At 70.4% G+C, this 25,028-nt stretch carries 22 protein-coding genes; 9 read left to right on the plus strand and 13 right to left on the minus strand.

All coding sequences use genetic code 11. The features are described from left to right. Positions 1-146 precede the first annotated feature (146 nt). Entirely contained in the window at positions 147-1,181 is a 1,035-nt protein-coding gene (locus ACZ60E_RS22820; protein ID WP_384803111.1) for an LLM class flavin-dependent oxidoreductase, read from the minus strand. A 218-nt stretch (positions 1,182-1,399) separates the two neighbouring features. Between ACZ60E_RS22820 and ACZ60E_RS22825 the strand changes: the two genes are divergently transcribed. Next, a complete protein-coding gene (locus ACZ60E_RS22825) occupies positions 1,400-1,729 on the plus strand; it encodes an ATP/GTP-binding protein (protein WP_189773446.1) in 330 nt (109 codons plus the stop codon). 31 nt (positions 1,730-1,760) lie between these two features. On the opposite strand, the gene ACZ60E_RS22830 is transcribed toward ACZ60E_RS22825, so the two are convergent. From ACZ60E_RS22830 to mce, 7 genes are all read right to left on the minus strand, one after another. Then, entirely contained in the window at positions 1,761-2,606 is an 846-nt protein-coding gene (locus ACZ60E_RS22830; protein ID WP_469442676.1) for an ABC transporter permease, read from the minus strand. After that, entirely contained in the window at positions 2,603-3,841 is a 1,239-nt protein-coding gene (locus ACZ60E_RS22835) for an ABC transporter ATP-binding protein (protein ID WP_469442677.1), read from the minus strand. Before ACZ60E_RS22835 ends, ACZ60E_RS22830 begins: the two co-directional genes overlap by 4 nt. 110 nt (positions 3,842-3,951) lie before the next feature. Further along, positions 3,952-4,722: an ABC transporter permease gene (locus ACZ60E_RS22840; protein WP_469442679.1), complete on the minus strand. Its 771-nt coding sequence runs from the start codon at positions 4,720-4,722 to the stop codon at positions 3,952-3,954. A gap of 4 nt (positions 4,723-4,726) precedes the next feature. Beyond that, the gene (locus ACZ60E_RS22845; protein ID WP_469442681.1) at positions 4,727-5,743 is read right to left on the minus strand and encodes an ABC transporter ATP-binding protein; all 1,017 of its coding nucleotides are present in this window, start codon (positions 5,741-5,743) and stop codon (positions 4,727-4,729) included. Between the two features lie 156 nt (positions 5,744-5,899). Next, on the minus strand, positions 5,900-6,835 hold the full coding sequence (locus ACZ60E_RS22850) for a coiled-coil domain-containing protein (protein ID WP_107021278.1): 936 nt from the start codon (positions 6,833-6,835) through the stop codon (positions 5,900-5,902). Positions 6,836-7,018: 183 nt separating this feature from the next. Next, positions 7,019-10,867, minus strand: coding sequence for a polarized growth protein Scy (gene scy / locus ACZ60E_RS22855; protein ID WP_384803096.1), 3,849 nt, complete (start codon positions 10,865-10,867; stop codon positions 7,019-7,021). 231 nt (positions 10,868-11,098) lie between these two features. Then, a complete protein-coding gene (mce, locus tag ACZ60E_RS22860) occupies positions 11,099-11,539 on the minus strand; it encodes a methylmalonyl-CoA epimerase (protein WP_384803093.1) in 441 nt (146 codons plus the stop codon). Positions 11,540-11,687: 148 nt separating this feature from the next. Here mce and ACZ60E_RS22865 point away from each other — a divergent pair, with 148 nt between their 5' ends. Together ACZ60E_RS22865 and meaB are read left to right on the plus strand one after the other, a co-directional pair. Beyond that, a complete protein-coding gene (locus ACZ60E_RS22865; protein WP_384803090.1) occupies positions 11,688-12,890 on the plus strand; it encodes an acetyl-CoA C-acetyltransferase in 1,203 nt (400 codons plus the stop codon). Between the two features lie 40 nt (positions 12,891-12,930). After that, on the plus strand, positions 12,931-13,887 hold the full coding sequence (meaB, locus tag ACZ60E_RS22870; protein ID WP_469442684.1) for a methylmalonyl Co-A mutase-associated GTPase MeaB: 957 nt from the start codon (positions 12,931-12,933) through the stop codon (positions 13,885-13,887). 188 nt (positions 13,888-14,075) lie between these two features. Here meaB and ACZ60E_RS22875 read toward each other — a convergent pair whose 3' ends face one another. Further along, complete coding sequence (locus tag ACZ60E_RS22875) at positions 14,076-14,768, minus strand: PepSY domain-containing protein (protein WP_469442686.1); 693 nt, start codon at positions 14,766-14,768, stop codon at positions 14,076-14,078. Between the two features lie 124 nt (positions 14,769-14,892). On the opposite strand from ACZ60E_RS22875, the gene ACZ60E_RS22880 reads away from it, so the two are divergent. Together ACZ60E_RS22880 and ACZ60E_RS22885 are read left to right on the plus strand one after the other, a co-directional pair. Beyond that, the gene (locus ACZ60E_RS22880) at positions 14,893-15,558 is read left to right on the plus strand and encodes a response regulator transcription factor (RefSeq protein WP_210889765.1); all 666 of its coding nucleotides are present in this window, start codon (positions 14,893-14,895) and stop codon (positions 15,556-15,558) included. Then, positions 15,555-17,009: a sensor histidine kinase gene (locus tag ACZ60E_RS22885; RefSeq protein ID WP_469442688.1), complete on the plus strand. Its 1,455-nt coding sequence runs from the start codon at positions 15,555-15,557 to the stop codon at positions 17,007-17,009. Before ACZ60E_RS22880 ends, ACZ60E_RS22885 begins: the two co-directional genes overlap by 4 nt. Before the next feature lie 146 nt (positions 17,010-17,155). On the opposite strand, the gene ACZ60E_RS22890 is transcribed toward ACZ60E_RS22885, so the two are convergent. The 4 genes from ACZ60E_RS22890 to ACZ60E_RS22905 all read right to left on the minus strand — a co-directional run bounded on the left by ACZ60E_RS22890 (position 17,156) and on the right by ACZ60E_RS22905 (position 19,803). Next, positions 17,156-17,632, minus strand: a complete 477-nt coding sequence (locus tag ACZ60E_RS22890) for a MarR family winged helix-turn-helix transcriptional regulator (protein WP_385836354.1) — start codon at positions 17,630-17,632, stop codon at positions 17,156-17,158. Positions 17,633-17,724: 92 nt separating this feature from the next. Beyond that, positions 17,725-18,522: an AIM24 family protein gene (locus ACZ60E_RS22895; protein WP_385836353.1), complete on the minus strand. Its 798-nt coding sequence runs from the start codon at positions 18,520-18,522 to the stop codon at positions 17,725-17,727. Beyond that, entirely contained in the window at positions 18,519-19,169 is a 651-nt protein-coding gene (locus tag ACZ60E_RS22900; protein ID WP_384816554.1) for an AIM24 family protein, read from the minus strand. Before ACZ60E_RS22900 ends, ACZ60E_RS22895 begins: the two co-directional genes overlap by 4 nt. A gap of 1 nt (position 19,170) precedes the next feature. Further along, the gene (locus ACZ60E_RS22905) at positions 19,171-19,803 is read right to left on the minus strand and encodes an AIM24 family protein (RefSeq protein WP_210890576.1); all 633 of its coding nucleotides are present in this window, start codon (positions 19,801-19,803) and stop codon (positions 19,171-19,173) included. Between the two features lie 178 nt (positions 19,804-19,981). Between ACZ60E_RS22905 and ACZ60E_RS22910 the strand changes: the two genes are divergently transcribed. From ACZ60E_RS22910 to glxA, 4 genes are all read left to right on the plus strand, one after another. After that, positions 19,982-20,326 (plus strand): DUF3817 domain-containing protein, encoded by a 345-nt coding sequence (locus ACZ60E_RS22910; RefSeq protein WP_107021265.1) that lies wholly within the window; start codon positions 19,982-19,984, stop codon positions 20,324-20,326. Further along, positions 20,323-20,616: an MTH1187 family thiamine-binding protein gene (locus tag ACZ60E_RS22915; RefSeq protein WP_384816548.1), complete on the plus strand. Its 294-nt coding sequence runs from the start codon at positions 20,323-20,325 to the stop codon at positions 20,614-20,616. The genes ACZ60E_RS22910 and ACZ60E_RS22915 overlap by 4 nt, the downstream gene beginning before the upstream one ends. A gap of 613 nt (positions 20,617-21,229) precedes the next feature. Further along, on the plus strand, positions 21,230-23,020 hold the full coding sequence (locus ACZ60E_RS22920; protein ID WP_469442747.1) for a glycosyltransferase family 2 protein: 1,791 nt from the start codon (positions 21,230-21,232) through the stop codon (positions 23,018-23,020). A 3-nt stretch (positions 23,021-23,023) separates the two neighbouring features. Further along, on the plus strand, positions 23,024-25,024 hold the full coding sequence (gene glxA / locus ACZ60E_RS22925; protein WP_469442690.1) for a radical copper oxidase GlxA: 2,001 nt from the start codon (positions 23,024-23,026) through the stop codon (positions 25,022-25,024). The last annotated feature ends 4 nt before the right edge of the window (positions 25,025-25,028 follow it).

A 25,028-nucleotide genomic window follows, 5' to 3' on the forward strand; every position in this document is an offset into this window, starting at 1 on the left:
GTGATGCCACCCTGCCTGCCGCTCCGTACGCGGGAGGTGTTCTGTACCGGAGCGGCGGGCTTCCCGTGGTCCGGGCCTGTTCGGCCCGGACCACGGGTCCGCGGAGGCGGGTGCGGTGATCCCGGTCCGGTGCGCCGGTCCGCCGATCACCGGAGCCGTGGCAGTACCTCGCCCCCCAGCCGCCGTACGTTCTCCTCCGTGGCGGCCAGATCGCCCGAGCCCTCCACGAGGAGCGCGAAGCGGGTGATCCCCGTGCGCTCGGAGGTCGCCGCGAGGCGGTCCGCGCACAGCTGGGGCGTGCCCACCGGGTGCAGCCCGCAGAGGAGTTCGGTGTAGGCCACGGGGTCGCGCATCGAGCGCTTGCGGTCGTCCACCGTCACATGGGCCTCAAGACCCTGCCGCAGCCAGCCCGGCATGGCCTTCTGCAGCGTCTCGACGGCGTCCGTCCGCCGGTCCGCGATCTGCGCGACCCCGGCCGACACATGGGAGGCGCCGGCGACCGCGAGGTCGTCGGGGGAGTGCCCCGCGGCGAGCGCGTACGTCCGCCACAGCGCGACCATCTCGGCCTTCTCCTCGTCCCCCACGTGCATGCCGAGGAGCATCGGAAGCCCGCGCTCGGCGGCCATCCTGACGCTCGACGGCGAGGTGCACGCGACGACGACCTCGGGGCTCTCGCCGCCCGACAGGGCCTCCGAGGGCCGCGGTACGACCGGGACCTCACGGAAGCCGAATCGCTCGGAGCCGCCCGCCACGGACGGCCGGCGCAGCCAGCTCATCAGCAGATCGAGTGATTCCGGGAACCCCTGTTCGTACGCTTCGAGGCCCGTTCCGAAGACCTCCAGGTCGACCCACGGTCCGCCGCGCCCCACCCCGAGCGAGAAACGTCCGCCCGAGGTCACGTGCAGCAGCGCGGCCTGTTCGCCGAGTGCCACCGGGTGCACGGTGGGCAGCACGCTGACCGCCGTACCGACCCGGATCCGCCGGGTGCGGCCCAGCAGCAGCGCCGCGAGTGTCACGGCCGACGGGCACGTCCCGTACGGCACGAAGTGGTGCTCGGCCAGCCATACCGTGTCGAGCCCGGCCTCCTCGGCGACCTCCGCCGACCGCACCGCGCGGTGCAGCGCCTCGCCCTGTCCCTGACCGGGAAACTGGGCTGCCAGAACGAAACTTCCTACGCGCATCGCGCTCCTGCCTCCTTGTGCCGACGAGGCTCCCCCATCCCGCATAACCGTCTGACACGTGCCAAAGTCACGGCTTGGCGGGGAGATTGGCGGATTGTCTGGAGAATGAGCCGACCGTGCGGGAGGTCTGTGGGGATTGGTGACGTACGCGTACCCCTGGGAGCTCCGCGTAGGCTGGACGCAGCCCCTGCTCCCTGTATAGCTCCGTGAGGTGTCCTGTGTCCCCGCGTCGCAACCGTCCCCACGTCGGTGGCTCCGGCCGGAGCGCGGACGAGGATCCGTCCGACCGGTACGGCGGCTGGCAGTCGGCCGAGAGCTGGCAGGGCGAGTCCTGGAGCGTACGGCACGTGGCGGGCGCGAGCGCGCAGGGCAAGACCTACCGCTGCCCGGGCTGCGACCAGCAGATTCCCTCCGGCGTCCCGCACGTGGTCGCCTGGCCCGAGCACTCCGGGGTGGACGAGCGCCGCCACTGGCACAAGTCGTGCTGGAACGCGAAGGACCGCCGCACCACGAGGGTGCAGCGGTCCCGGAACGCGCCGAGGTTCTAGACCCCCTGCGCACACGCGGACACGGTGGAGCTCAGACGTCCCGTCGCTCAAGGAGCACGTACGCGCCCGCGATCGCCGCGGCGGTCACCCCGACGAGCAGCAGGAGCTGCGAGGTGCCGCCACCGTTCTCGGAGTCGATCTCGAAGATCTTGGCGAGTGCGTTCGGGGCGTTGTAGTCCATCATCTTCTCGCCGACCGTGCGCAGGCTCTCGGACATCAGCAGGAACGCCGGCATGATCGCCGGAACCAGCACAAGGCCGAGCATCGCGGTGATCGCGCCCGCGGAGTGCCGCAGCATCGAGCCCACGGCGAGCGCGAGCACGCCGAGCAGCGACACGTACAGCGCGCCCTTCAGGACGGTCCCGCCCCACGCGTTGTCCGAGGACCCGCCGTGCATGCCCGACGTGATCAGGCCGACGAACCCGATGGCCAGCGCCGACACGACGAACGCGACGACGAAGAAGATCAGCAGCTTCGCGGTGAGCACCCGGTGGCGCTGCGGCGAGGCCGTGAACGTCGTACGGATCATGCCCGTGCCGTACTCGGACGAGACCACCAGCACGCCCAGGGTGATCAGGCAGATCTGCCCGAGGATCAGCCCGAAGAACGCGGGGATCGTGTACGGGACGTCCGCGTAGTCGTTGTCGTTCGTCTGGGCGGCCACGAGCAGACCGATCCCCACGACCAGGAGCAGGAACACGCCGATCGTCCACATCGTGGAGCGCACCGACTTGATCTTCGTCCACTCCGAGGTGAGCGCGTGCCCGAGATGGGTGCGCGTGATCGGAATCGGCGAGGTGTACGAAGTCCCGGGCACCGACTGCCAGTTCGGGGCAGGGGCGGCCTGCTGGTGCGTCTGCGGCTGGGGCGTGCTCATCGGGCGTCCTCGGGCTTGGTCAGGTCGGGGGCGGCGGCGGAGGGCTGCGCGGGGGCGGCCGGGGGCTGCACGGGAGCGGACTGCGCAGGGGCCGGCTGAGCGGGCTGGGCGTACGGGTTGGGTTCCCCGGCGCCCGGGACGCCCGGAGCGCCGTAGGGGCCCGCGGGCGGCTGTCCCTGGGGCATCGCGAACGGCTGCCCGCCGTGCTGGGGCGACGGCGGCGCGTACCAGCCCGGCTGGCCCTGTCCCGGCACGGGCATCTGCGGCGGCGGCATCGCCCCCGGCGGCAGCGGCTGCGAGAAGCCCGCGAGCTGGTCGGTGGTGGAGCGGTAGTCGACCGCGCCCTGCGTCATCCGCATGTACGCCTCCTCCAGCGAGGCCTGGTGCGGGGACAGCTCCCACAGCCGTACGTCGGCGTCGTGGGCGAGGTCGCTGATGCGGGGGAGCGGCAGCCCGGTGACACGCAGCGCGCCGTCCTGCTCCGGCAGCACCTGACCGCCCGCCTCCGTGAGCGAGGCCGTCAGCTTCTCGCGCTGGGCGGGGTCGGTGGCGGGGGTGCGCACCCGTGCGAAGTCGGCCGAGTTGTGCGAGATGAAGTCGCGGACGCTCATGTCGGCCAGCAGCTGGCCGCGGCCGATCACGATGAGGTGGTCGGCGGTCAGCGCCATCTCGCTCATCAGGTGCGAGGAGACGAAGACGGTCCGGCCCTCCGCGGCCAGCGACTTCATCAGGTTGCGCACCCAGAGGATGCCCTCGGGGTCGAGTCCGTTGACCGGCTCGTCGAAGAGGAGGACCTGCGGGTCGCCGAGCAGCGCGGCCGCGATGCCGAGCCGCTGGCCCATGCCGAGGGAGAAGCCCTGGGAGCGCTTTTTCGCCACGTCCTGGAGGCCCACGACCCCGAGCACCTCGTCCACCCGGCGGGCGGGGATGCCCGACAGCTGCGCCAGGCACAGCAGGTGGTTGCGGGCGTGCCGGCCGCCGTGCACGGCCTTGGCGTCGAGCAGCGCGCCCACCTGGCGCGGGGCGTTGGGCAGCCTGCGGTACGGGTAGCCGCCGATCGTCACCTGCCCGGCGCTGGGGTTGTCCAGCCCGAGAATCATCCGCATGGTCGTGGACTTGCCCGACCCGTTGGGGCCGAGGAAGCCGGTGACCGAGCCCGGCCTGACCTGGAAGGAAAGGTTGTACACGGCCGTCTTGTCGCCGTAGCGCTTCGTCAGGCCGACTGCCTCGATCATTCTCCGCACCCATCGAAAGGTTCAGGACGTCGGGGCACACGCCCCCGTAAGGGTTAGGAGGATATCGGGGCGCTGACGGTTCCCCTCAAGAGCGGGTAAAAAACCTCTCGCTACGCGTCCCGCCTCTTCAGCAGCGCGTAACCGCCGATCACCGCGACGACGACCCACAGCACCATGATGCCCAGCCCTCCCCAGGGTCCGTACGGTACGTCGTCGTCGAGCGGGGTGACCACCTGCATGATCTTGCTGCCGGCCTGGTCGGGCAGGAACTGACCGATCTTCTTGGTCGCGGAGACATTGCCGAGGATCGCGGAGATCAGGAAGAAGAACGGCATCAGGATGCCCAGGGACAGCATCGGGCTGCGGAGCATCGTGGCGACGCCCATCGAGAAGACGGCGATGAGGGTCATGTAGAGGCCGCCGCCGATGACCGCGCGCAGGACACCCGGGTCGCCGATCGCCGCCTTGTGCGAGCCGAGCATCGCCTGGCCGAGGAAGAACGCGACGAAACTGGTCACGAGACCCACGAGGAAGGCGAGTCCGGTCGCCACCGCCATCTTGCTGAACAGGAACGTGCCGCGCCGCGGGACGGCGGAGAGCGAGGTGCGGATCATGCCGGTGCTGTACTCGTTGGAGACCACCAGCACGCCGAACACGATCATCGCCAGCTGGCCGAGGCTCATCCCGGCGAAGCTGATGTAGGTGGGGTCGAAGGAGAGCCGGTCCTTCGCGCTCATCTTGTCGAACTCGTTCTTCGACAGCAGCGAGATCAGCACACCGAGCACGACGGTCACCACGGCGGCGAGGCTCAGCGTCCACAGGGTGGACGCCACCGACCGGATCTTGGTCCACTCGGACCTCAGGACCTGGGTCGCGGCCATGGAATCAGCCCTTCTTCCAGTCGTTGCCCCACTGGGGTCCCGGCACCTGCGGTCCGGGCGTCGGCGGTCCCGGCCGCTCGCCGGGGAGGGGCGGCGGAGGGGCGCCGAGCGGGGCGCCGGTGTGCGCGTGGTACTCCACCGACTCCGCCGTGAGCTGCATGAACGCCTCCTCCAGCGAGGCCTGCTGGGGGCTCAGCTCGTGCAGCACGATCCGGTTCCGCGCGGCCAGCTCACCGATGTCCTCGGGCCGGTGCCCGTCCACCTCAAGCGTTCCGACGCCGGCTTCCACGACGACGACCCCGGCCCGGTGCAGCACGTCGAGCAGCAGCTCACGCTGGGGCGACCGGATACGTACGTACGAGCGGGAGTTCTCCCGGATGAAGTCGGCCATGGACGTGTCGGCGAGCAGCCGGCCCTGGCCGATCACGACGAGATGGTCGGCGGTCAGCGCCATCTCGCTCATCAGGTGCGAGGAGACGAAGACGGTACGGCCCTGGGAGGCCAGGGACTTCATCAGGTTCCGGATCCAGTGGATGCCCTCGGGGTCGAGCCCGTTCACCGGCTCGTCGAACATCAGGATCCGGGGGTCGCCGAGCAGCGCGCCCGCGATGCCGAGCCGCTGGCCCATGCCGAGCGAGAAGCCCTTGGCCTTCTTCTTCGCCACCGCGGTGAGCCCGACGGTGTCCAGGACCTCGTGCACCCGGCTGCGCGGGATGCCGTTGCTCTGCGCGAGGCACAGCAGGTGGTTGAAGGCGCTGCGGCCACCGTGCATGGCCTTGGCGTCGAGCAGGGCGCCGATGTACGTCAGCGGGTCCTTGAGCCGGTCGTAGTGCTGCCCGTCGATCCGCACGTCACCCGCGGTCGGCCGGTCGAGCCCGAGCATCATCCGCATGGTCGTTGACTTCCCGGCCCCGTTCGGCCCGAGAAACCCGGTGACGATCCCGGGCCGCACGTCGAACGTCAGCTGATTCACAGCCATCTTCTCGCCGTACCGCTTGGTCAGCCCCGCAACCTCGATCATGCGCCCACGCTAAAACGCAACAAAGCCCCCTGCCACTTAAAGGCAGAGGGCTCCGCAGGCGCCCCGTGAGGGGCGCGGGGAACTGCGCGACCAGCCACAACGGGCCCGCAGATCCCCACAACCTCAACCCGACCCGTACGGGGCCAGGGCCAGCGCCTAGCGCGACTGCTGAGCCGGCACCCCACGAGTGATCGGCTCGTCCTCGGCGGGCGACCCGGCGGCGGCAACAGCCGCACCGGTGAGCGTCGCCAGCATCTCGCGCACATTCGTGAGCTGCGCGTTGATCGAGTCACGCCGGTTCGTAAGAGCCGCAAGCTCCCGCTCGGACTCCGACCGGATCCGGTCGGCCTTCGCGTTCGCGTCGGCCACGATGTCCTCGGCCTGGCGCTGAGCCGTCTCGACGGTCTGACGGGCACGACGCTCGGCGTCCGTACGCAGCTTCTCGGCCTCGAGCCGAAGCTGCTCCGCACGGTGCTCGATCTCCGCGAGACGCTTCTCGGCCTTGGCCTGACGCGAGGCCAGGTCGCGCTCGGACTGCTCACGCCGCTTGGCGAGGTTCGTCTCGAAGTCGGCGGCGGCCTGCGCGGCCTTCGCGCGGGTCTCCTCGAAGAGGGCGTCCGCCTCCTCGCGCTTCGACTGGGCGTCCTTCGTCGCCTCCTGACGGAGCTGCGAGGCGTCCGTCTTGGCCTTCTCGACGATCCGGACGCCTTCGTCCTCCGCCTTGGACTTGCGGTCCGCAGCGAACGATTCTGCGTCGTTGCGCACCTGCTGGGCCGCCGATTCGGCGAGCTCACGGTGCTGCTCCGCCGCGCGACGGGCCTCCTCGCGCAGGTCCTTGGCCTCCTCCTCGGCGAGGCGGAGGATCTTCTCGACGCGGGCGCCGAGGCCGGCGTACGACGGCTCGGCGTCGCTTACCTGGGCCTGGGCGTTCTGCGTTTCGAGATGGAGTTCCTCGATGCGCTTTTCGAGAGCAGTGATACGGGCCAGAGCGCTGTCACGGTCGGAGACGAGCTTCGAAATGCGTTCGTCCACCTGAGCGCGGTCGTACCCACGCCGCACAAGCTCGAAGCCGTAGGGGGAAGTGTCGCTCATGGGGTTCCTGTCGAATGAGACCGGTGAGGTGATAGGTGGAATCCTAGGGGCCAAAACGGTGTGTCATCGAGCAGTAGCCCGATTGATATGGAGAATGACACCCTTTTTGGTGGCTAACGGCCGGAACGCTTGCCAGGGAGCTTCACCGAAGCCCCCCGGCATGCACGGAAGTTGCCCATCTGGCTAGCCCTCGGACGGCTTGCCACCCGAACGGGTCGCACCGGCCGCCGCGCCCGCCTTGACGCCCCCGTCCTTGCCACTCGACGGCGCCTCAAAGGATTCCAACGCCTCCAGGACGTCCTGGACACGGGAGATCTCGGCATTGATGTCCTGCCGACGGCGGACCAGCACCTCCAGCTCGCGCTTGCCCTCCTCGACCGCGGCCCGCGCCTCGCGGACCGCCTCGGATCTGATGCCCTCGGCCTCCGCGATGAGCGCGGCCTTCTTCTGCTCGGCCTCCTTGAGGAGCCCCTCCGCCTTCTTCACCGCGGCGATGCGGACCTTGCTCGCCTCGGAACCGGCCTCCGACACGAGGTCCTTGGCCTTCGCCTCGGCCTCCTTCAGCTGGTCCTCGGCGGCCCTGATCAGCGCGTCGCACCGATCGCCCGCCGCCTTCATCGTCTCGGCGGACTCCCGGCGGGCCCGGTCGTGCAGTTCCTCGATCTCGCCGGTGATCCGGTCCCGCAGCTCCTCGGCCCGCTCCCTTATGGCCGTCGCGTCCCGGCGCGCGCCGACCAGCAGCTCGTCGGCGTCCGTCCTGGCCCGCTCCACCCGGGTGTTGCCCTCGACCGTCGCCTCGGACAGCAGCCGCTCCGCCTCGTGGCGCGCGGCGCCCACCATCGTGTCGGCCTGCGCCTCGGCGTCCGCGGTGGTCTTGTGCGCGCTCTGCTGCGACTCCGAGAGGAGCTTGTCGGCCTCGGCGGTCGTCTCCGTGATCAGCTTGTCGACCTGCTCGGCCGCCTCGGAGCGCCGCTTGTTGGCCTCCTGGCGCGCCTTGTCCAGCGTGTCGTCGGCCTCGTCGCGGGCGTTCGACATGAGGCGGTCGGCCTCCTGGGCGGCCTCGGCCTTGAAGCGCTGGGCCTCCGTGCGGATCCGCTCGGAGTGCTGCTGGGCGGAGCCGACCGTGTCGGCCGCCTCGGCGCGCAGCCGCTCCGCGTCGCCCGTCGCGTCCGAGATCAGCTTCTCGGCCTTCGCCACGGACTCGGCGCGGACGCGCTCCGCCTCCTGGTTGGTCTCCGCGGTGAGCCGCTCGACCTCGGCCGTCGTCTCGGTGATGAGGGTGTCCGCCTGCGTCGCCGCGTCCGACCGGATGCGGTTGGCGTCGTCCCTGGCCTCGGCCCGGGAACGCGAGGCGTCCTGCTCGGCCGACGCGATGGCGTCCGACGCCTCCGTGCGCGCCCGCTGCACATACTCCGAGGCGTCCGAACGCAGCCGCTCGGACTCCGCGATCGCCTCCGAGACCGTGCGCTCTGCGAGGGACTTCGCGGCCTCCGACTCGGCCTGGGCCTCGCGCCGGACCCGGTTGCCGTCCTCGGCGGCCCGCTCCCGCTCCGCGTGGGCGTCGGCGCGGACCCGGTCGGACTCCTGCTGGGCCTCCGTGCGCATGCGCTCCGCGACGTGCTCGGCGGCGCTGCGCAGGCCCGAGATCTCCTCCTGGGCCTGCTCGTGCAGCCCGGCCACGGCGTCGCGCACCTGCTGCGCGGTCTGCTCGGCGGCCGACACCATCTCGGTCGCCCGGCGGTCCGCCTCCTCGACCAGTCGTACGGCCTCGGTCTGGGCCTCCTCCACGCGGTTGCGCGCCGAGGCCAGCAGCTCCTCGCTCTGCTCGCGGGCCCGCTCGCGCTCTTGGTCGGCCTCCTGGCGTGCGGCGCCGAGCAGTTCCTCGGCCTCGCGGCGGCGCCTGGCCGCCTCCTCCTGGGCCGCGGACAGCGCCTCGGCGGCCTCGGTGGCCAGCCGCTCGGCGGCGGCCTGTGCCTCGGCCCGTACGCGGTCGGCGGTGTCCTGTGCCTCCGTCTTGAGCCGCTCGGCCTCCACCGCGGCGTCCGAACGCAGCCGGACGGCGATGGCCTCGCCCTCGGCACGGGACGCGGACGCGTCCGAGGCGGCCTCCGTGCGCAGCCGCTCGGCCTCCGTCTCGGCCTGCGCCTGGAGCGTACGGATCCGCTCGGCGGCCTCGGCGCGCAGCCGGTCGATCTCCTCGGAGGCCTCGCGCCGGATCCGCTCGGACTGCTCCCGGGCGTCGGTGAGCGCCTGCTCGGCGGAGGCGAGGCGCTCCTCGGCCTCCGTGTGCAGCCGGGTCAGGCCTTCGGCCGCCTCGGCCTGCCGGGCCGCTATGGCCCGCTCGGTCTCCTCGTGCAGTTCGCCTGCGGCCCGCTCGGCCTCGGCCTTGATCTCGTCGGACTGCTCGACGGCCTCCGTGCGGTGCCGCTCGGCCTCCGCACGGGTGCGCTCCAGGGTCTCCTCGGCCTGCCGGCGCAGCGTCGTCGCGCGCTCGATGGCCTCGGTGCGGACCCGCTGGCTCTCCGTCGTGGCGTTCGACCGCAGCTCGTCAGCGTCGGCCTTCGCCTTGGACAGCAGCTCCTCGGCGGTCCTGGCCGCCTCCTCGATCTGCTGGACGGCCTCGCGCCGGGCCTCGGAGCGGATCCGCTCGCCCTCTTCGTTGGCGTCCGCGCGCAGCTGCTCGGCGTCGCCGCGCAGCCTGCGCGCCTCCTCCTGCAGCTCGACCGTCTTGGCGCGGTACTCCTTGGTGTCGTCCTTCGCCGTGCCCTTGAGCTGCTCGGCGATGTCGTGCGCCTCGGCGCGCAGCCGGTCCGCCTCGGCCTCGGCCTCGGCGCGGATCCGCTCGGCCTCCTCGGAGGCGGCCTTGGTGGTCGTCTTGGCTTCCTCGGACGCCTTGTTCAGCACGTCCTCGGCGGTACGGGCCGCCTTGGCGAGCTGGGACGCGGTCTCCTCGGCGGTGAGACTGCGGGCGTTCTCCTCGGCCTCCGCGGTGATCTTCTCGGCCTTGGCACGGGCGTCGGCGACGACCTGCTCGGCCTCGGCCTTGGTGGCCTCGGCCTCCTTGATCGCCTCGCCGACCAGCCGGGCGACCTGCTCCTTGGCCGTACGCGTGCGCTGCTCGTTCGCCGACTCCGCGCCGGAGAGCGCCTTGGCCGCGGCCTCCTTGGACTCGGCGAGGACCTTCTCCGCCTCGGCCCGCGCCTCGCGCAGGGCCGTCTCGGCCTCGTTGATGCGCTGCTCGGCGGCGCGGCTCAGCTCGCCGGCCTGCCGGCGGGCGTTGTCCGAGTCGGACGCGGTCGAGCTGCGCAGCTGCTCGGCGTGGTCGGTGGCCTCCTGGGCCTGCGTCGAAGCCGCGTTCAGCAGCCGCTCCGCGTCGGTGCGGGCCCGGCGCAGCAGCGCCTCGGCCTCCGCACGCGCCCGCTCGGCGTCGCTCTGCAGCCGCTGACGGGCCTCTCCCGCGACCCGCTCGGCCTCCGCGCGGGCGGCGGCCAGGGCCTGCTCGGCCTCGCCGCGCGACTCGTCGGCCAGCCGGCGGGCCTGCTGCTCGCTGCGGGCCCGCAGCTGCTCGGCCCACGCCACGTTCTCGTTGACGTGCGACTCGACGCTCTGGCGGCGCTCGGCCAGCTCCTGGTCGAGCTGCTGGCGGCGGGTGACCGCCTCCTGATGCAGCTCCGCCTGGAGACGGGCGGCCTGCTCCGCGTGCTCCTGCAGGATCCGCTGCGTCTGCGCGCGGGCCTGGCTCAGCTCCCGCTCGGCGTCCTGGCGCAGCTGATCGGCCTGAACCTGGGCATTACGGAGCATCTGCTCGGCCTGATAGCCGATGTCGGCACTGTCGTAGGCAGGCCGGGTCGCCAGACTGCGGCGCGCCTCATGCAGCTTGGCGCGCAGCACCTCGACCTGATAGCCGAGGTCCTCGGCGTGCTGGACGGCCTTCTCCCGCTCGGTCTTCAGCCGTTCCATCTCGGCCTCGAACCGAGAGAGGTGGTCGACGTCAGCCGCCGGCTCTCGCTCCTGGCGTTCGTAGCCCCGCACTGCGCGGTCCCATCCGTCCCCTGGTCGCAAGTCTCTCCAAACGAGCACCGTCCATCCGCCGGACAGGGCCCCCGGGGAATGGTGTCAGATCAACGGCGGAGCAAGGGCTGCTCCCCCGACGCTCGTCCCCCGAAACCTGGACCCCGGCCCTCGGATCCTGACGATGAGGACCCGGACCGCCCCGAAGAGGCGACGGCCGTGCCCAACCCTACCGGCCCAGATATACGGAGGTCAGTGCTCAGGTGACTCAACTGGCGCCGAAGTGACCAGTTCTGTCAGGACGCCATGGCAATCCTTCGGGTGCAGAAAGGTGATCCTGGACCCCATCGAACCCCTGCGCGGCTCGTCGTACAGCACGCGTACGCCCTTGCCCCGGATGCCGGCCGCGTCCGCGTCCACGTCCGCCGTGCCGAAGGCGATGTGATGTACGCCCTCACCGTTCTTGGCCAGCCACTTTCCGACCGCGGAGTCCTCGCGGGTGGGTTCCAGGAGCTGCAGGTAGGAGGCGCCTCCGTCGGACGTCTCATTGATCTTGAGCATGGCCTCGCGCACGCCCTGCTCCTCGTTGACCTCGGAGTGGTACACCTCGAAGCCGTACGTGGCCCGGTAGAACTCGACGGTCGCGTCGAGGTCGAAACAGGCGATCCCGATGTGGTCGATTCGCGTCAGCATGCTGTCAGTGCAGCGCTCCGAGGGCGGTTACGCAACGTGCGCGCGATCACACCACGGGCCGGATGACGGCTGGCCTACCGCTCAGTACCTTCTTGAGTAAACCCTCGTTCACTCCTCGGCTGTGCAAGCTGGAAGGGGATCGCTCCTCATGTCTGGAACGAACAACACCACCTCCGTCATCGTTGCGGGTGCACGCACCCCGATGGGACGGCTGCTCGGCTCCCTGAAGTCCTTCTCGGGAGCCGACCTCGGTGGATTCGCGATCAAGGCCGCCCTCGACCGTGCGGGCATCGGCGGCGACCAGGTGCAGTACGTGATCATGGGCCAGGTGCTCCAGGCCGGGGCAGGGCAGATCCCGGCACGCCAGGCCGCCGTCAAGGCGGGCATCCCGATGAGCGTCCCGGCGCTCACGATCAACAAGGTCTGTCTGTCGGGCCTCGACGCCATCGCGCTCGCCGACCAGCTGATCCGCGCCGGTGAGTTCGACATCGTGGTCGCGGGCGGCCAGGAGTCGATGACCAACGCCCCTCACCTGCTGCCGAAGTCCCGTGAGGGCTACAAGTACGGCGCGATCGAGATGCTCGACGCGATGGCGCACGACGGGCTGACCGACGCCTTCGAGAACATCGCCATGGGCGAGTCGACGGAGAAGCACAACACCCGCCTGGGCATCCTGCGGCCCGAGCAGGACGAGATCGCCGCCCTGTCCCACCAGCGGGCCGCCGCCGCGCAGAAGAACGGCACCTTCGAGGCGGAGATCACCCCCGTCGAGATCCCGCAGCGCAAGGGCGAGCCCGTCGTCTTCAGCCAGGACGAGGGCATCCGCGGCGAGACGACCCCCGAGTCGCTCGGCCGGCTGCGCCCCGCCTTCACCAAGGACGGCACGATCACGGCGGGCTCCGCCTCGCAGATCTCCGACGGCGCCGCCGCCGTCGTCGTCATGAGCAAGGCCAGGGCCGAGGCGCTCGGCCTCGACTGGATCGCGGAGATCGGCGCCCACGGAAACGTCGCGGGACCCGACAACTCTTTGCAGTCGCAGCCGTCGAACGCCATCCAGCACGCCCTCAAGAAGGAGGGCATCGGCGTCGAGGATCTTGACCTGATCGAGATCAACGAGGCCTTCGCCGCCGTCGCGGTCCAGTCAATGAAGGATCTCGGCGTGTCCACGGAAAAGGTGAACGTCAACGGCGGCGCCATCGCACTGGGCCACCCGATCGGCATGTCCGGCGCCCGGCTCGTCCTGCACCTCGCCCTCGAACTGAAGCGGCGAGGCGGCGGCGTGGGCGCGGCGGCGCTGTGCGGCGGCGGCGGCCAGGGCGACGCGCTGATCGTGCGGGTCCCCGGCGCCTGACCCGCACCGCGGGCCGGCCGATCTACCGAACGGAGTTGTGATGCAGGACGTCCCCTCGCTGGTGGCCGCGGCCAGGGAAGGCCGGCCGAGGGCCGTGGCCAGGCTGATCTCCCTGGTCGAGGGGGCGTCCCCGCAACTGCGCGAGGTGATGGCCGCGCTGGCCCCGCTCGCGGGCAACGCGTACGTCGTCGGCCTCACCGGATCACCGGGCGTCGGCAAGTCGACGTCCACATCGGCGCTCGTGTCCGCCTACCGGCGGCAGGGCAAGCGGGTCGGCGTCCTCGCCGTCGACCCCTCGTCGCCGTTCTCCGGCGGGGCGCTGCTCGGCGACCGCGTCCGGATGTCCGACCACGCCTCGGACCCCGGCGTCTACATCCGCTCCATGGCCACCCGCGGGCACCTCGGCGGGCTCGCCCGGGCCGCGCCCCAGGCCGTCCGGGTGCTCGACGCGGCCGGCTGCGACGTCGTCCTCGTCGAGACCGTCGGCGTCGGCCAGTCCGAGGTGGAGATCGCCTCACAGGCGGACACGAGCGTGGTGCTCCTCGCCCCCGGCATGGGGGACGGCATCCAGGCGGCCAAGGCCGGAATCCTGGAGATCGGCGACGTGTACGTGGTCAACAAGGCCGACCGGGACGGGGCCGACGCGACGGCACGTGAGCTGAACCACATGCTCGGGCTCGGCGAGTCCCGGGGCCCGGGGGACTGGCGGCCGCCCATCGTCAAGACGGTGGCCTCGCGCGGGGAGGGCATCGACGAGGTCGTCGAGGCGCTGGAGAAACACCGGGCGTGGATGGACGAACGGGGGGAGCTCGCTGCGCGGCGGCTCGCCCGCGCGTCCCGGGAGGTCGAGGCGATCGCGGTCACGGCGCTGCGGGAGCGGATCGGTTCCCTGCACGGAGACCGCCGTCTCGGCGCGCTCGCGGCCCGGATCGTCTCGGGAGACCTGGACCCGTACCGGGCGGCGGACTCCCTGATCCAGGACCTGACGGGCCCCTGAACTGCCTTTCCTCGCCCCCGCCGCCCCTACCCTTCCCGTCAGTGTGTCCTCAAACGCCGGACGGGCTGGAAATCCAGCCCGTCCGGCGTTTGAGGACAAAGGGGGGCGAGGGGGCGCAGCCCCCATGCGTGGACGGGAACGGGTAGGGGCGGCGGGGGCGAGGAAAGGCCCGCCGGGGCAGCCGCCCGTCAGTCGTCGGAGCCGTCGTCGTCCGAGTTGTCGTCCGACGACGTGTCCGCGGTGACCGCCGCGGACTTCAGGTCGACCTTCCAGTCCTTCTCGGCGCCGTTCGAGGCGGTCGTCTCCACGTCCCACGCGGACGTACGGGAGTCGTCGTCGAGCTCGACGGACGTGACCGTCCCCTTCGCGGCAGCGGCCCGCGCGGCCTCCACGGCGGTGACGGACGACCCCTTCAGCGCGGCCCGCGCCTCCGCCGTGTCGTCGGCGTCCTCCTGCTCGGTGTGCGACCCGAGCACCGTGCCCGTGCCCGGGTCGATCCGGACGCTGTGCCAGGCGCCGCCCGAGGACAGCACGTCCACGTCCCACACCAGGCTGCTGCCTTCGTCGTCCAGCTCGGCCGAGACAGCCGTACCCTGCACGCTCTTGAGCGCCGCCGTGATCGCGTCGGCCGCCGAGACCTTCGCCGCCTTCGCGTCGGCGGCGTCGTCGGCCCGGTCGGCCTTGTCGTCGTCACGGCCGTCCCGGTCGTCGTCGGCGGAGTCGTCCCGGTCGTCCCGGTCGTTGCGGTCGTCGTCCGCGGCCCGCACGCTGGACTGCTTGCCCGGCGCGTCTCCGTCACCCGTGACGGCGAGGGCCGTCGCCGTACCGCCTCCGACGAGAGCGGCGACGGCGACGGTGGCGATGACGATGTTGCGCTTCATGGGGATTCCTCCGGGATCGACTGGTCTGGTGCGTTTCGACGTGTCCCAATCTGGCCGACCGACGCTGAAGCGAACCTGAAGCACCCTGAAGGCTTCTTCAGGTTCGGTTTGCGACTCTTTACGCATGCGCCTGTTGATCGTGGAGGATGAGAAGCGGCTCGCCCTGTCGCTCGCCAAGGGCCTGACGGCCGAGGGGTACGCCGTCGACGTGGTCCACGACGGCCTGGAGGGGCTGCACATGGCGGGCGAGGGCTCGTACGACCTCGTCATCCTCGACATCATGCTGCCCGGCATGAACGGCTACCGGGTGTGCGGCGCCCTGCGCTCCGCCGGGCACGACGTGCCGATCCTGATGCTCACCGCCAAGGACGGCGAGTACGACGAGGCGGAAGGCCTGGACACGGGCGCCGACGACTACCTCACCAAGCCGTTCTCGTACGTCGTCCTGGTCGCCCGGGTGAAGGCGCTGCTGCGCCGGCGCGGGCCCTCGGGCGGGGCGTCGCCCGTGCATGTGCTCGGTGACCTCAAGGTCGACACCGCCGCCCGGCGCGTCCACCTCGGTGAGGACGAGATCGCCCTCACCACCAAGGAGTTCTCGGTCCTCGAACAACTCGTCGTGCGGGCGGGCGAGGTGGTGTCCAAGGCGGAGATCCTCGAACACGTCTGGGACTTCGCGTACGACGGCGACCCGAACATCGTCGAGGTCTACATCAGCACGCTGCGCCGCAAGCTGGGGGCCGCGCTGATCCGGACCGTACGCGGTGCCGGTTACCGCCTGGAGTCGAGATGAGACGCGTCCTCGGGTCCGTACGGGCCAGGGCCACCCTCGCCGCGAGCGTCGTGGTGGCCGTCGCGCTCGCCGCGGCCGGCGCCGCCGTCCTGCTGTCGCTGTGGACCAATCTGAGCGAACAGGCCGGTACGGAGGCGGAACGCGCCGCCCAGAAGGTCGCCACCGACATCGCGTCCGGGCAGTCCTACGGCGACCTCTCGCTGGACAGCGACGACCAGCCGGTCCAGGTCGTGGACGCGACGGGGAGGCTCGTCGCCGTCACCGAGGACCTGGAGCGCATCAGCGGCACGGGCGTCGACCGGGTCACACCGCAGGCCCCCGGGGCCGTCAGCGGCGGTGACGACGACGATGACGGCGACGGCGGCAGCGACGACGACCCGCACGAGGCCGGCGAACTCGGCGAGGCCTCCTTCAGCGACGGCTCCGCCACCATCGACGGCGACACGGCGGACTACCGCTTCGCCGCCGTGCCGGTCGAGGTGGACGGCAAGGGCACGCTCACCGTCCACGCCGGCGCGCCGCTGACCGCCGAACAGGAGGCCGTGAGCACGGCGCTGACCGTCATGCTCATCGGCTTCCCGCTGCTGCTGGCCGTGGTGGCCCTGGTGACCTGGCTGGTCACCCGGCGGGCGCTGCGCCCCGTCGAGGACATCCGCGGCGAGATGGCCGCGATCACCGCGTCCGAGGACCTCACCCGGCGGGTTCCCGTGCCGGACACGCACGACGAGGTCGCCCGGCTCGCCCGGACGACCAACGAGACGCTCGCCGCCCTGGAACAGTCCGTGGAACGGCAGCGCCGGTTCGTCGCCGACGCCTCGCACGAACTGCGCAGCCCCATCGCCTCACTGCGCACCCAGCTCGAAGTGGGCGCCGCGCACCCGGAACTGCTCGACGTGGGAGGGGCCGTCGAGGACACCGTACGGCTGCAGCGGCTCGCCGCCGACCTGCTGCTGCTCGCCCGGCTGGACGCGGGGGAACGGCCTGCGGACGCGCGGTTCGATCTGGTCGCTCTCGTCCGGGCGGAGGCCGGACAGCGGACCGGTGACCGGGTCGCGGTGTCCGTGGCCGCGGACACCGCGGACTCCCTGGAGGTGAGCGGGTCCCGCGGGCAGCTGGCGCGGGTGCTCGGCAATCTGCTGGACAACGCCCAGCGGCACACCCGGTCGTCGGTCTCCGTGAGCGTGCGGCGGGTGGGGGAGTGGGTGCTTCTTGAGGTCGCCGACGACGGGGAGGGGGTGCCTGCGGGTGAGCGTGAGCGGGTCTTCGAGCGGTTCGTGCGGCTCGACGAGGCCCGTGCCCGGGATGACGGTGGGGCCGGGCTGGGGCTTGCCATCGCTCGGGATGTGGCTGTGCGGCACGGTGGCGCGCTCACTGTGCGGGAGGCTGCGGCAGGCGGAGCTCTGTTCGAGCTCCGGCTGCCGTGGCCTGAGCGGCCTGCCGGAGGCCGGTGATCAGCCTGCGGGCCGGTGGGGGCTGGTCGCGCCGTTCCCCGCGCCCCTTGAGGGCAAAGGATTGCGCCGTTCCCCGCGCCCCTGAAAGCAAAAAGACTGCGCCGTTCCCCGCGCCCCTGTCGGGTGCCCCTTGGCGGGGCGGCCCGTTACGGGCGGCCTCGTTGGCTTCTCAGGTGTTCTGCGATGGGGGTCAGGGATTTGTGGAGTTCTTCCAGGGCCTCCGGCGAGAGGAGGTCGATGAAGTGGCGGCGTACGGAACCCACGTGATGGGGTGCGACCTTCCGCATCGTCTCCAGGCCGTGGTCGGTGAGCACCGCGAACAGGCCGCGGCGGTCGGACTCGCAGTTCTCGCGCCGGACCAGATCCGCGTTCTCCATGCGGGTGATCTGGTGCGAGAGGCGGCTCTTGGACTGGAGGGTGGCGGACGCGAGGTCGCTCATCCGCATCCGTACGCCCTCGGACTCCGAGAGGTTCACCAGGATCTCGTAGTCGTTCATCGTCAGGCCGAACGGCTGGAGGTCCCTTTCGAGCTGGTACGTCAACAGCCTGTTGACCTCCAGGTGGGTGCGCCATGCGCACTGCTCCGCATCGGTCAGCCAGCGGGTGGCCGTCTCGGTCTCCATGAATCAAGTCTACCTAAAAGGTTGAAAGGCGAACTAGTGAGGGTGGTGTGACGACGTGCACACGTTCGACGTCACACTCTGCAGACTACCGCTCACAGCCCGAAGCGACGCTGGAGGTCCCCCAGCTGTCCGGGAAGACGCGGTGCGCCGCCCGGCTGTCCCTGGTGACCTGGCCCCCCGCCGCCGCCGGGCACTCCCGGCTCGTTCGGCAGCGCCCCCGCGGCCTGCTCCGCCATCAGGGCCTCGCTGGACTGCAGCAGCACCGTGCCGGCCCCCACGAACTCGAACTGGTGCTCCTCGCCGGAGGCCCCGCCGATGCCCGTCATCGCACGTAGACCGCCCATCAGGCCCGTCATGTACCCGTGGTCGTAGTGATGGCAGGGCGAGGGGCAGTCGGCCCAGCCGACGAGGGCCTGCGGGTCGACCCGGATCGGGGGTTCCATGAACACCACCGGGCCGTTCGAGGCGGCGACGAACTTGCCCGTTCCGATGAGCGTCAGGAAGCCCGGCACGATCGACTGCTTCAGCGCGAGACTTGGCTGAAAAGCGAGGAGGTTGCCCGAGCGAATGGTCAGGTTGCCCTCCTCCAGGTCGAAGGAATTCACATCGAAGGCCCGGTCGGCGAGCAGCATCTTGCCCGAGCCGGACGCCACCACCCAGTCGCTCGCGTGCAACGGCGAATGAAAAGACGTTCGCACGAGGCGGTCGAGGCGGCCGTGCCCGATGCCGTTGAACTCCATCGAGCCGTAGTAGGCGATCATCTTGCCCTTCTGCAGGAACCACTCGCTCCCCTTGAGCTCCACGCAGAAGGTGTACGCGTTCACGTTGTCGTCGACCGGCAGGGTCGCCGGGTCGTGGATCACGGGGCCCGTGCCCGGGTAGGTGGTCACAGCTTCTCCTCCGACGCCTGCACGTACACCGCGCCACTGCCGCTCAGCTCCAGCTGGAAGGCCTCGCCCGAACCGCGGCCGATCAGATCGCGCAGACCGAGCGCGCTGGACAGTTTGTTGCGGACGTCCCCGTGATGGGCGACGTACGCCTGCGGGTCGACGTGCACCGGGCGCTGCGGGGTGATGGGGACCTCGATGACCCCGCCGTGCGCCATGACGGCCACCGACCCGTGGCCCTTGAGGGTCGTGGTGAACAGGCCCTGCCCCGTCACCTGGCCGCGCACCATGCCCATGACGCCGCCCTGCGAGCCCATGAACATCGTGCCCTGCTGGAGGGTGCCGTCGAAGGCCAGCAGTCGGTCCGCCTCCACGTACAGGGTGTCGCCTTCGAGGGTGATCACCTGGATGTGGTGGCCGCCGTGCCCGAACAGGACCGTGCCGGAGCCCTCCACGGTCATCAGCGGCGCCGCCTCACCGGCCGCCCGGCGGCCGATCATCGACATCACGCCGCCCTGGCCGCTCTGCAGGTTCGGGGTGAAGGAGACCTCGCCCTTGTAGGCGAGCATCGCGCCGCGCTGGCTGTACAGCTTCTGGCCCGGTGCGACGGTGGCCTCGATCATCTTCGAGTTGATCTCACGGAAGGGCATGTCACACGTCTCCCGCGATCGAGTTGCGCTCACTGGGCTGGACGTAGACGACGCCGTCACCCTCGAAGCGGATCTGGAAGGCCTCGCCGCCGCCCTCGCCCATGAACGTGCGGAACGTCACGCCGGACTGGAACGACTGCCGCAGATTGCCCTGATGGGCGATGTACGCGCCCGGGTCGACGGTCAGTGGGTACTGCGAACTGACCCGCAGCACCACCGCCGGGCCGTCGGACATGATCGCCGCCTGGCCGTGGCCCTCGATCGTCGTCGTGAAGAGCCCGTTGCCCTGCGAGGCGCCCCGCAGTCCTGTGAAGGACGTGCCCGTACGCAGGCCCGAGTCGGTCGCCAGGAGATTGCTCGACTCGACGAAGAGTTTGTCGCCCTGGAGGCTCACCAGGTTGATCTCGCTGGCCCGGTCGGCGAACCAGCACGTGCCCTGGCCCTTCACCTCCATGAGGGTCATCTGCTCGCCGGTGATCCGGCGCGTCACCATGCCGCGGATGCCTTCGCCGCCGCCGCTGAGTTTCTTGAAGGCCATCTGACCGTCGTACGCGACCATGGAGCCGTTCTTCGCCTTCACGGCGTCGCCGGTCATGTCGACGGCCAGCACCTTGCTGCCTTGTAGTCGGAACATCGCCACGAAGTGAAGGTAGCGGGCGGGAAGTCTCCGCCGACAGGTCCCACGGGTGGAGAACGACCCGGACCGTCCCCCTAGGGGCCTCGTCCCGGGACCCCTGAGGCGGTCCGCCGGCACTCCAATGCCACAATGGGCGGGCGCTTGTGCTCTCATTCACAAACATCGAAGGTGACCCGTGGACATCAAGACCGCCTCCGCCCTCCGCCGCCTCCGTCTGGTCTCCGGCCCGGAAGCCGTCTCGTTCCTGCTGCTGCTCGTCTGCTCTGTGCTGAAGCGGACCACGGACTTCAACGCGGTGCCGGTGATGGGCATGATCCACGGCGTCCTCTTCGTGCTGTACGTGATCTTCTGGGCCGACGCGTGGAACCGGGCGAAGTGGGGGCTGAAGACCGCGGCACTCTACTTCGTGCTGTCCGTGCTGCCGACGGGCGGCTTCTTCGCCGAGCGCAAGCTCAAGGGCGAGGCCGAGGCCGCGGTCATCAAGTCCCGCGCGCGCAACGAGGGGATCGTGGGCGCATGATCGTCGCCTTTTCCGTGACGCCGCTCGGGGTCGGGGAGGACGTGGGGGAGTACGTGGCGGACGCGGTGCGGGTCGTTCGTGAGTCGGGGCTGCCGAACCGGACGGACGCGATGTTCACGTCGCTGGAAGGGGAGTGGGACGAGGTGATGGACGTCGTCCGGCGGGCGGTCGCCGCGGTTGAGGCGCGGGCGCCTCGGGTGTCGCTGGTCCTGAAGGCGGACATCCGGCCGGGCGTGACGGATGGACTCACGTCCAAGGTCTCCACGGTGGAACACCACTTGTCGAAGTGACACGGCTGTTGTGATCCCGGCGGCGCTGGTGCGCGGCGCCGCGGATCCACTACCGGCTGCGGCCCGGTGGGGGTTGCCCGCGCAGTTCCCCGCGCCCCTGAGAGGTGCGTGGCTCCGCGGGTTCAGTCCCGGGTGCGGCCCCGGTGGGGGCCGTTCGCGCAGTTCCCCGCGCCCCCTAAAAGCAGGGCGCCGGCGCCGGCCCAATCTTTCAGGGGCGCGAGGAACTGCGCGGCCAGCCACGTACGACCCGCACCCGACCACCGCTTTTAGGGGCGCGGGGAACGGCGCGCTCAGCCACGTACGACCCGCACCCGACCACCGCTTTTAGGGGCGCGGGGAACGGCGCGCTCAGCCACGTACGACCCGCACCCGACCACCGTCTTTAGGGGCGCGGGGAACGGCGCGCATGGTGCCCGCCGGGGTCGCGCCCGGTGGTTTTCAGGGGCGCGGGGAACTGCGTGGCCAGCCGTAGGCGACCCGTACCCGACGACGCAGCCCCCCGCCCAACCGTCGGAGGCAACACCCACCTGGACCCCCTCCGTTCGACACGCCGACGTAATGCCACTTTTGTGTGGGTATCGGCTTGTTCGATCACTGGGCACTGGAGGGCGCTGTGCGGCCGGAGGGCTACGACTACGACACCCACAGCAGGTTGGCCGGACCGCTCACGGAGCCGTCCGGCTCGGCCTACCGGGTGCAGTACACCAAGCTCCTGTCGAGCGAGCCGCACCGAATACGAGCCGTCCTGCTCATGACGCTCGCCCCGGTGCTCACAGGACTCCTGCTGGTCTATCTCGTGTGGCCCACCCACTGGGTGGAGCGCGAGGGCGGAGCCCGCTGGCTGGTCGGCCTCGACATCACGATGCTCGTGGCGATCGGCCTGATCGAGCTCTTCATGGTCGTCAACGTCGTGTCGATCGCGCACGCGACGATGGTGGCCAGGGACCCCGTCCCCGTCACCCCCGCGAAGGGCACCCGGGTCGCCTTCCTGACCACGTTCGTCCCTGGCAAGGAACCGCTCTCGATGGTCCGCGCCACCCTCGAAGGGGCCGTCAGGGTCACCCACACGGGCCCGGTCGACGTCTGGCTCCTGGACGAGGGGGACGACGGGCAGGCCAAGGCGCTCTGCGAGGAGTTGGGCGTCCGGCACTTCACCCGGCACGGTGTCCCGGAGTGGAACAGGGCCAAGGGCGTCCACAAGACCCGTACCAAGCACGGCAACTACAACGCGTGGATCGCGATGCACGGCGGCGAGTACGACTTCTTCGCCTCCGTCGACACGGACCACGTCCCGCTCCCGGAGTTCCTGGAACGGATGATGGGCTACTTCCGCGACCCGGACGTCGCCTTCGTCGTCGGCCCGCAGGTGTACGGCAACTACACCACCCCCGTCACCAAGGCGGCCGAGTCCCAGCAGTTCCTCTTCCACGCCCTGATCCAGCGCGCCGGCAACCGCTACCGCGCGCCCATGTTCGTCGGCACCAACAACGTCGTACGGATCGCGGCCGTCAAGCAGGTCGGCGGCCTGTACGACTCGATCACCGAGGACATGGCCACCGGTTTCGAGATGCACCGGCACAAGAACCCGAGGACCGGTCACCACTGGCAGTCCGTCTACACCCCTGACGTGCTGGCCGTCGGTGAGGGCCCCGCGTCCTGGACCGACTTCTTCACCCAGCAGATGCGCTGGTCGCGCGGCACCTACGAGACGCTGTTCAAGCAGTACTGGAAGGCACCTTTCACGATGCCGCCGGGACGGCTCTTCTCGTACACGCTGATGCTCGTCTACTACCCGATGACGGCCGTCAACTGGCTGCTGGGCATCCTCAGCTGCGTCCTGTTCCTGTGCTTCGGGGCGTCCGGTACGCAGGTCTCGGCCTCCATGTGGCTGATGCTCTACAGCGACGCCGCCGCACTCCAGGTCGGGCTGTATCTGTGGAACCGGCGGCACAACGTCTCCCCGCACGAACCGGAGGGCTCGGGCGGTCTGGCGGGCATGGCGATGTCGGCCCTCTCCGCGCCCATCTACCTGAAGTCCCTGGGCGCGGCCCTGATCCGCCGTCCCAGCCGGTTCGTCATCACCCCCAAGGGCGGCGACACCAGCCCCGACCGCGTCGCGACCTTCCGTATCCATCTGTTCTGGGCGGCGGTCCTGACGTCGTCCCTGGTCGCGTCGTTCGTGCTCGACCACACCCACGCGGCCATGCGCACCTGGGCGGTCCTCGCGCTGGCCATCTCCCTCTCCCCGGTGGCGGTGTGGACCGTGGCCCGGGCCAGGGCCCGCAGGGCGGAGAGCCGCCTCGTGCCCTCCGTCCGGATCGGCGAAGCGGCCGAGCCCGCCCCGGCCCTCGCGGGCAGCGCCGCCGCCGGAACGGTCTCCAGCAGTACGACAGGAGGTAGCTAGGCCATGGCCCACCGGCCCTTGAAGAAGGCGTCCGTGAAGAGCGGGTCGCTGAAGACGACGCTCTCGAAGAAGACCCAGAAGCGGCTGCTCGGTGTCGGCGGCGTCGCGCTGCTCGCCGGACTCAACGCGCCGGCCGCCATCGGTTTCGCCTCGGAGCAGTACTACGAGTACAAGATCGCCCAGCCCGGCTACCAGGCGAAGTACGGCTCGTGGAAGCAGCTCGACATCCCGGAGGAGTTCCGCACCAACGCCATCCACGCGGCGCTCCTGCACACCGGCAAGGTGCTGATCGTCGCGGGCTCCGGCAACGAGCAGAAGAAGTTCGACAAGGGGTCCTTCGACACGATCCTGTGGGACCCGAAGGCCGACACCTTCAAGAAGATCGCCACACCGGCCGACTTCTTCTGCGCCGGACACGCCCAACTGCCCAGCGGCCGCATGCTGGTGGCCGGCGGCACGGCCCGCTACGAACTGCTCGACGGGGAGGTCGAGCGGGCCGGGGGCGGTATGCGGGTGAAGAACGAGAACCCGGACAAGACGATCGCCCTCAAGAAGGGCACCCGTTTCCGCTCGCCGTCCGGCGTCGAGTACATCAGCCGTTTCGACGTCACCGTCCCCAAGGCCAAGCGCACCCAGGAGATCACCTACAACAGGGCCGGCGTCATGCAGCCCTGGAAGACGAAGGTCAAGGCGAGCGAGGCCCGGGTCTTCGTCGAGGCCACCGAGGACGGCCCGGCGCCGGTCACGGACAAGCGCGCCCAGTACGAGATCCTCGGCCTCAAGGGCAAGGACGCCGACAACACGTACGGCCTCTCCGAGAAGATCACCATGGAGAAGCAGGACTTCCAGGGGATCAAGGCCGCCTACGAGTTCGACCCGACGGCGGAGAAGTACGTGCCCGTCGAGCCGATGGACAAGGCCCGCTGGTACCCGACGCTCGTCGGACTCCAGGACGGGAAGGTGCTCGCGGTCTCCGGGCTCGACGACGTCGGCGTGATCGACCCCGGTGACAACGAGATCTACGACCCGAGGACGAAGAAGTGGACCCCGGGACCCCACCGCTACTTCCCCACCTACCCGGCCCTCTTCCTCACCAAGGGCGGCAAGCTCTTCTACCCCGCCTCGAACGCCGGTTACGGGCCCGCCGAACTCGGCCGCGACGCGGGCCTGTGGGACCTGAAGACCAACAAGTTCCAGAAGGTGCCCGGACTGAGCGACGCGGACGAGACGGAGACGTCGACCTCGCTCCTGCTGCCGCCCGCCCAGGACCAGAAGGTGATGATCCTCGGCGGCGGAGGGGTCGGCGAGTCCAAGAAGTCGACCTCGCGCACGGCCGTCGTCGACCTCAAGAAGGAGAACCCCGCCTTCAAGGACGGCCCCGACCTGCCGCAGGGCACCCGCTATCTGAACAGCGTGATCATGCCGGACGACTCGGTGTTCACGTCCAACGGCGCCAAGGACTACCGAGGGCGCGGCGCCAGCAACATCCACAAGGCGCAGTTCTACGACCCGAAGTCCAACTCGTTCCGCACGGCCGCCTCGCCGAAGGTAGGCCGCAACTACCACTCCGAGGCGCTTCTGCTGCCCGACGGCCGGATCGCCACCTTCGGCTCCGACCCGCTCTTCGACGACCAGCAGAACACCAAGCTCGGCCACTTCGAGCAGCGCATGGAGATCTTCACCCCGCCCGCCCTGCACAAGAACGGCAAGGGCCGCCCCGTCCTCGGCGACGGACCGCAGGAGGTGGACGGCGAGGGCCGCGCCACCTTCGCGACCCGGCACCCGGAGAAGGTCGTGAACGCCCGGCTGATGCGGCCCAGCGCGGTCACGCACACCACGGACGTCGAGCAGCGGTCCATCGCGCTGGAGCTCACCAGGTCGAAGGACTCGGTGACCGTGGCCGTACCGAAGGACCGGACGCTGGTGCCGCCCGGCTGGTACATGCTGTTCGTGTCGGACGCGGACGGGACGCCGTCCGAGGCGAAGTGGGTGCAGGTGAAGTGACGTA

Source organism: Streptomyces sp. NPDC102514, from assembly GCF_055584525.1.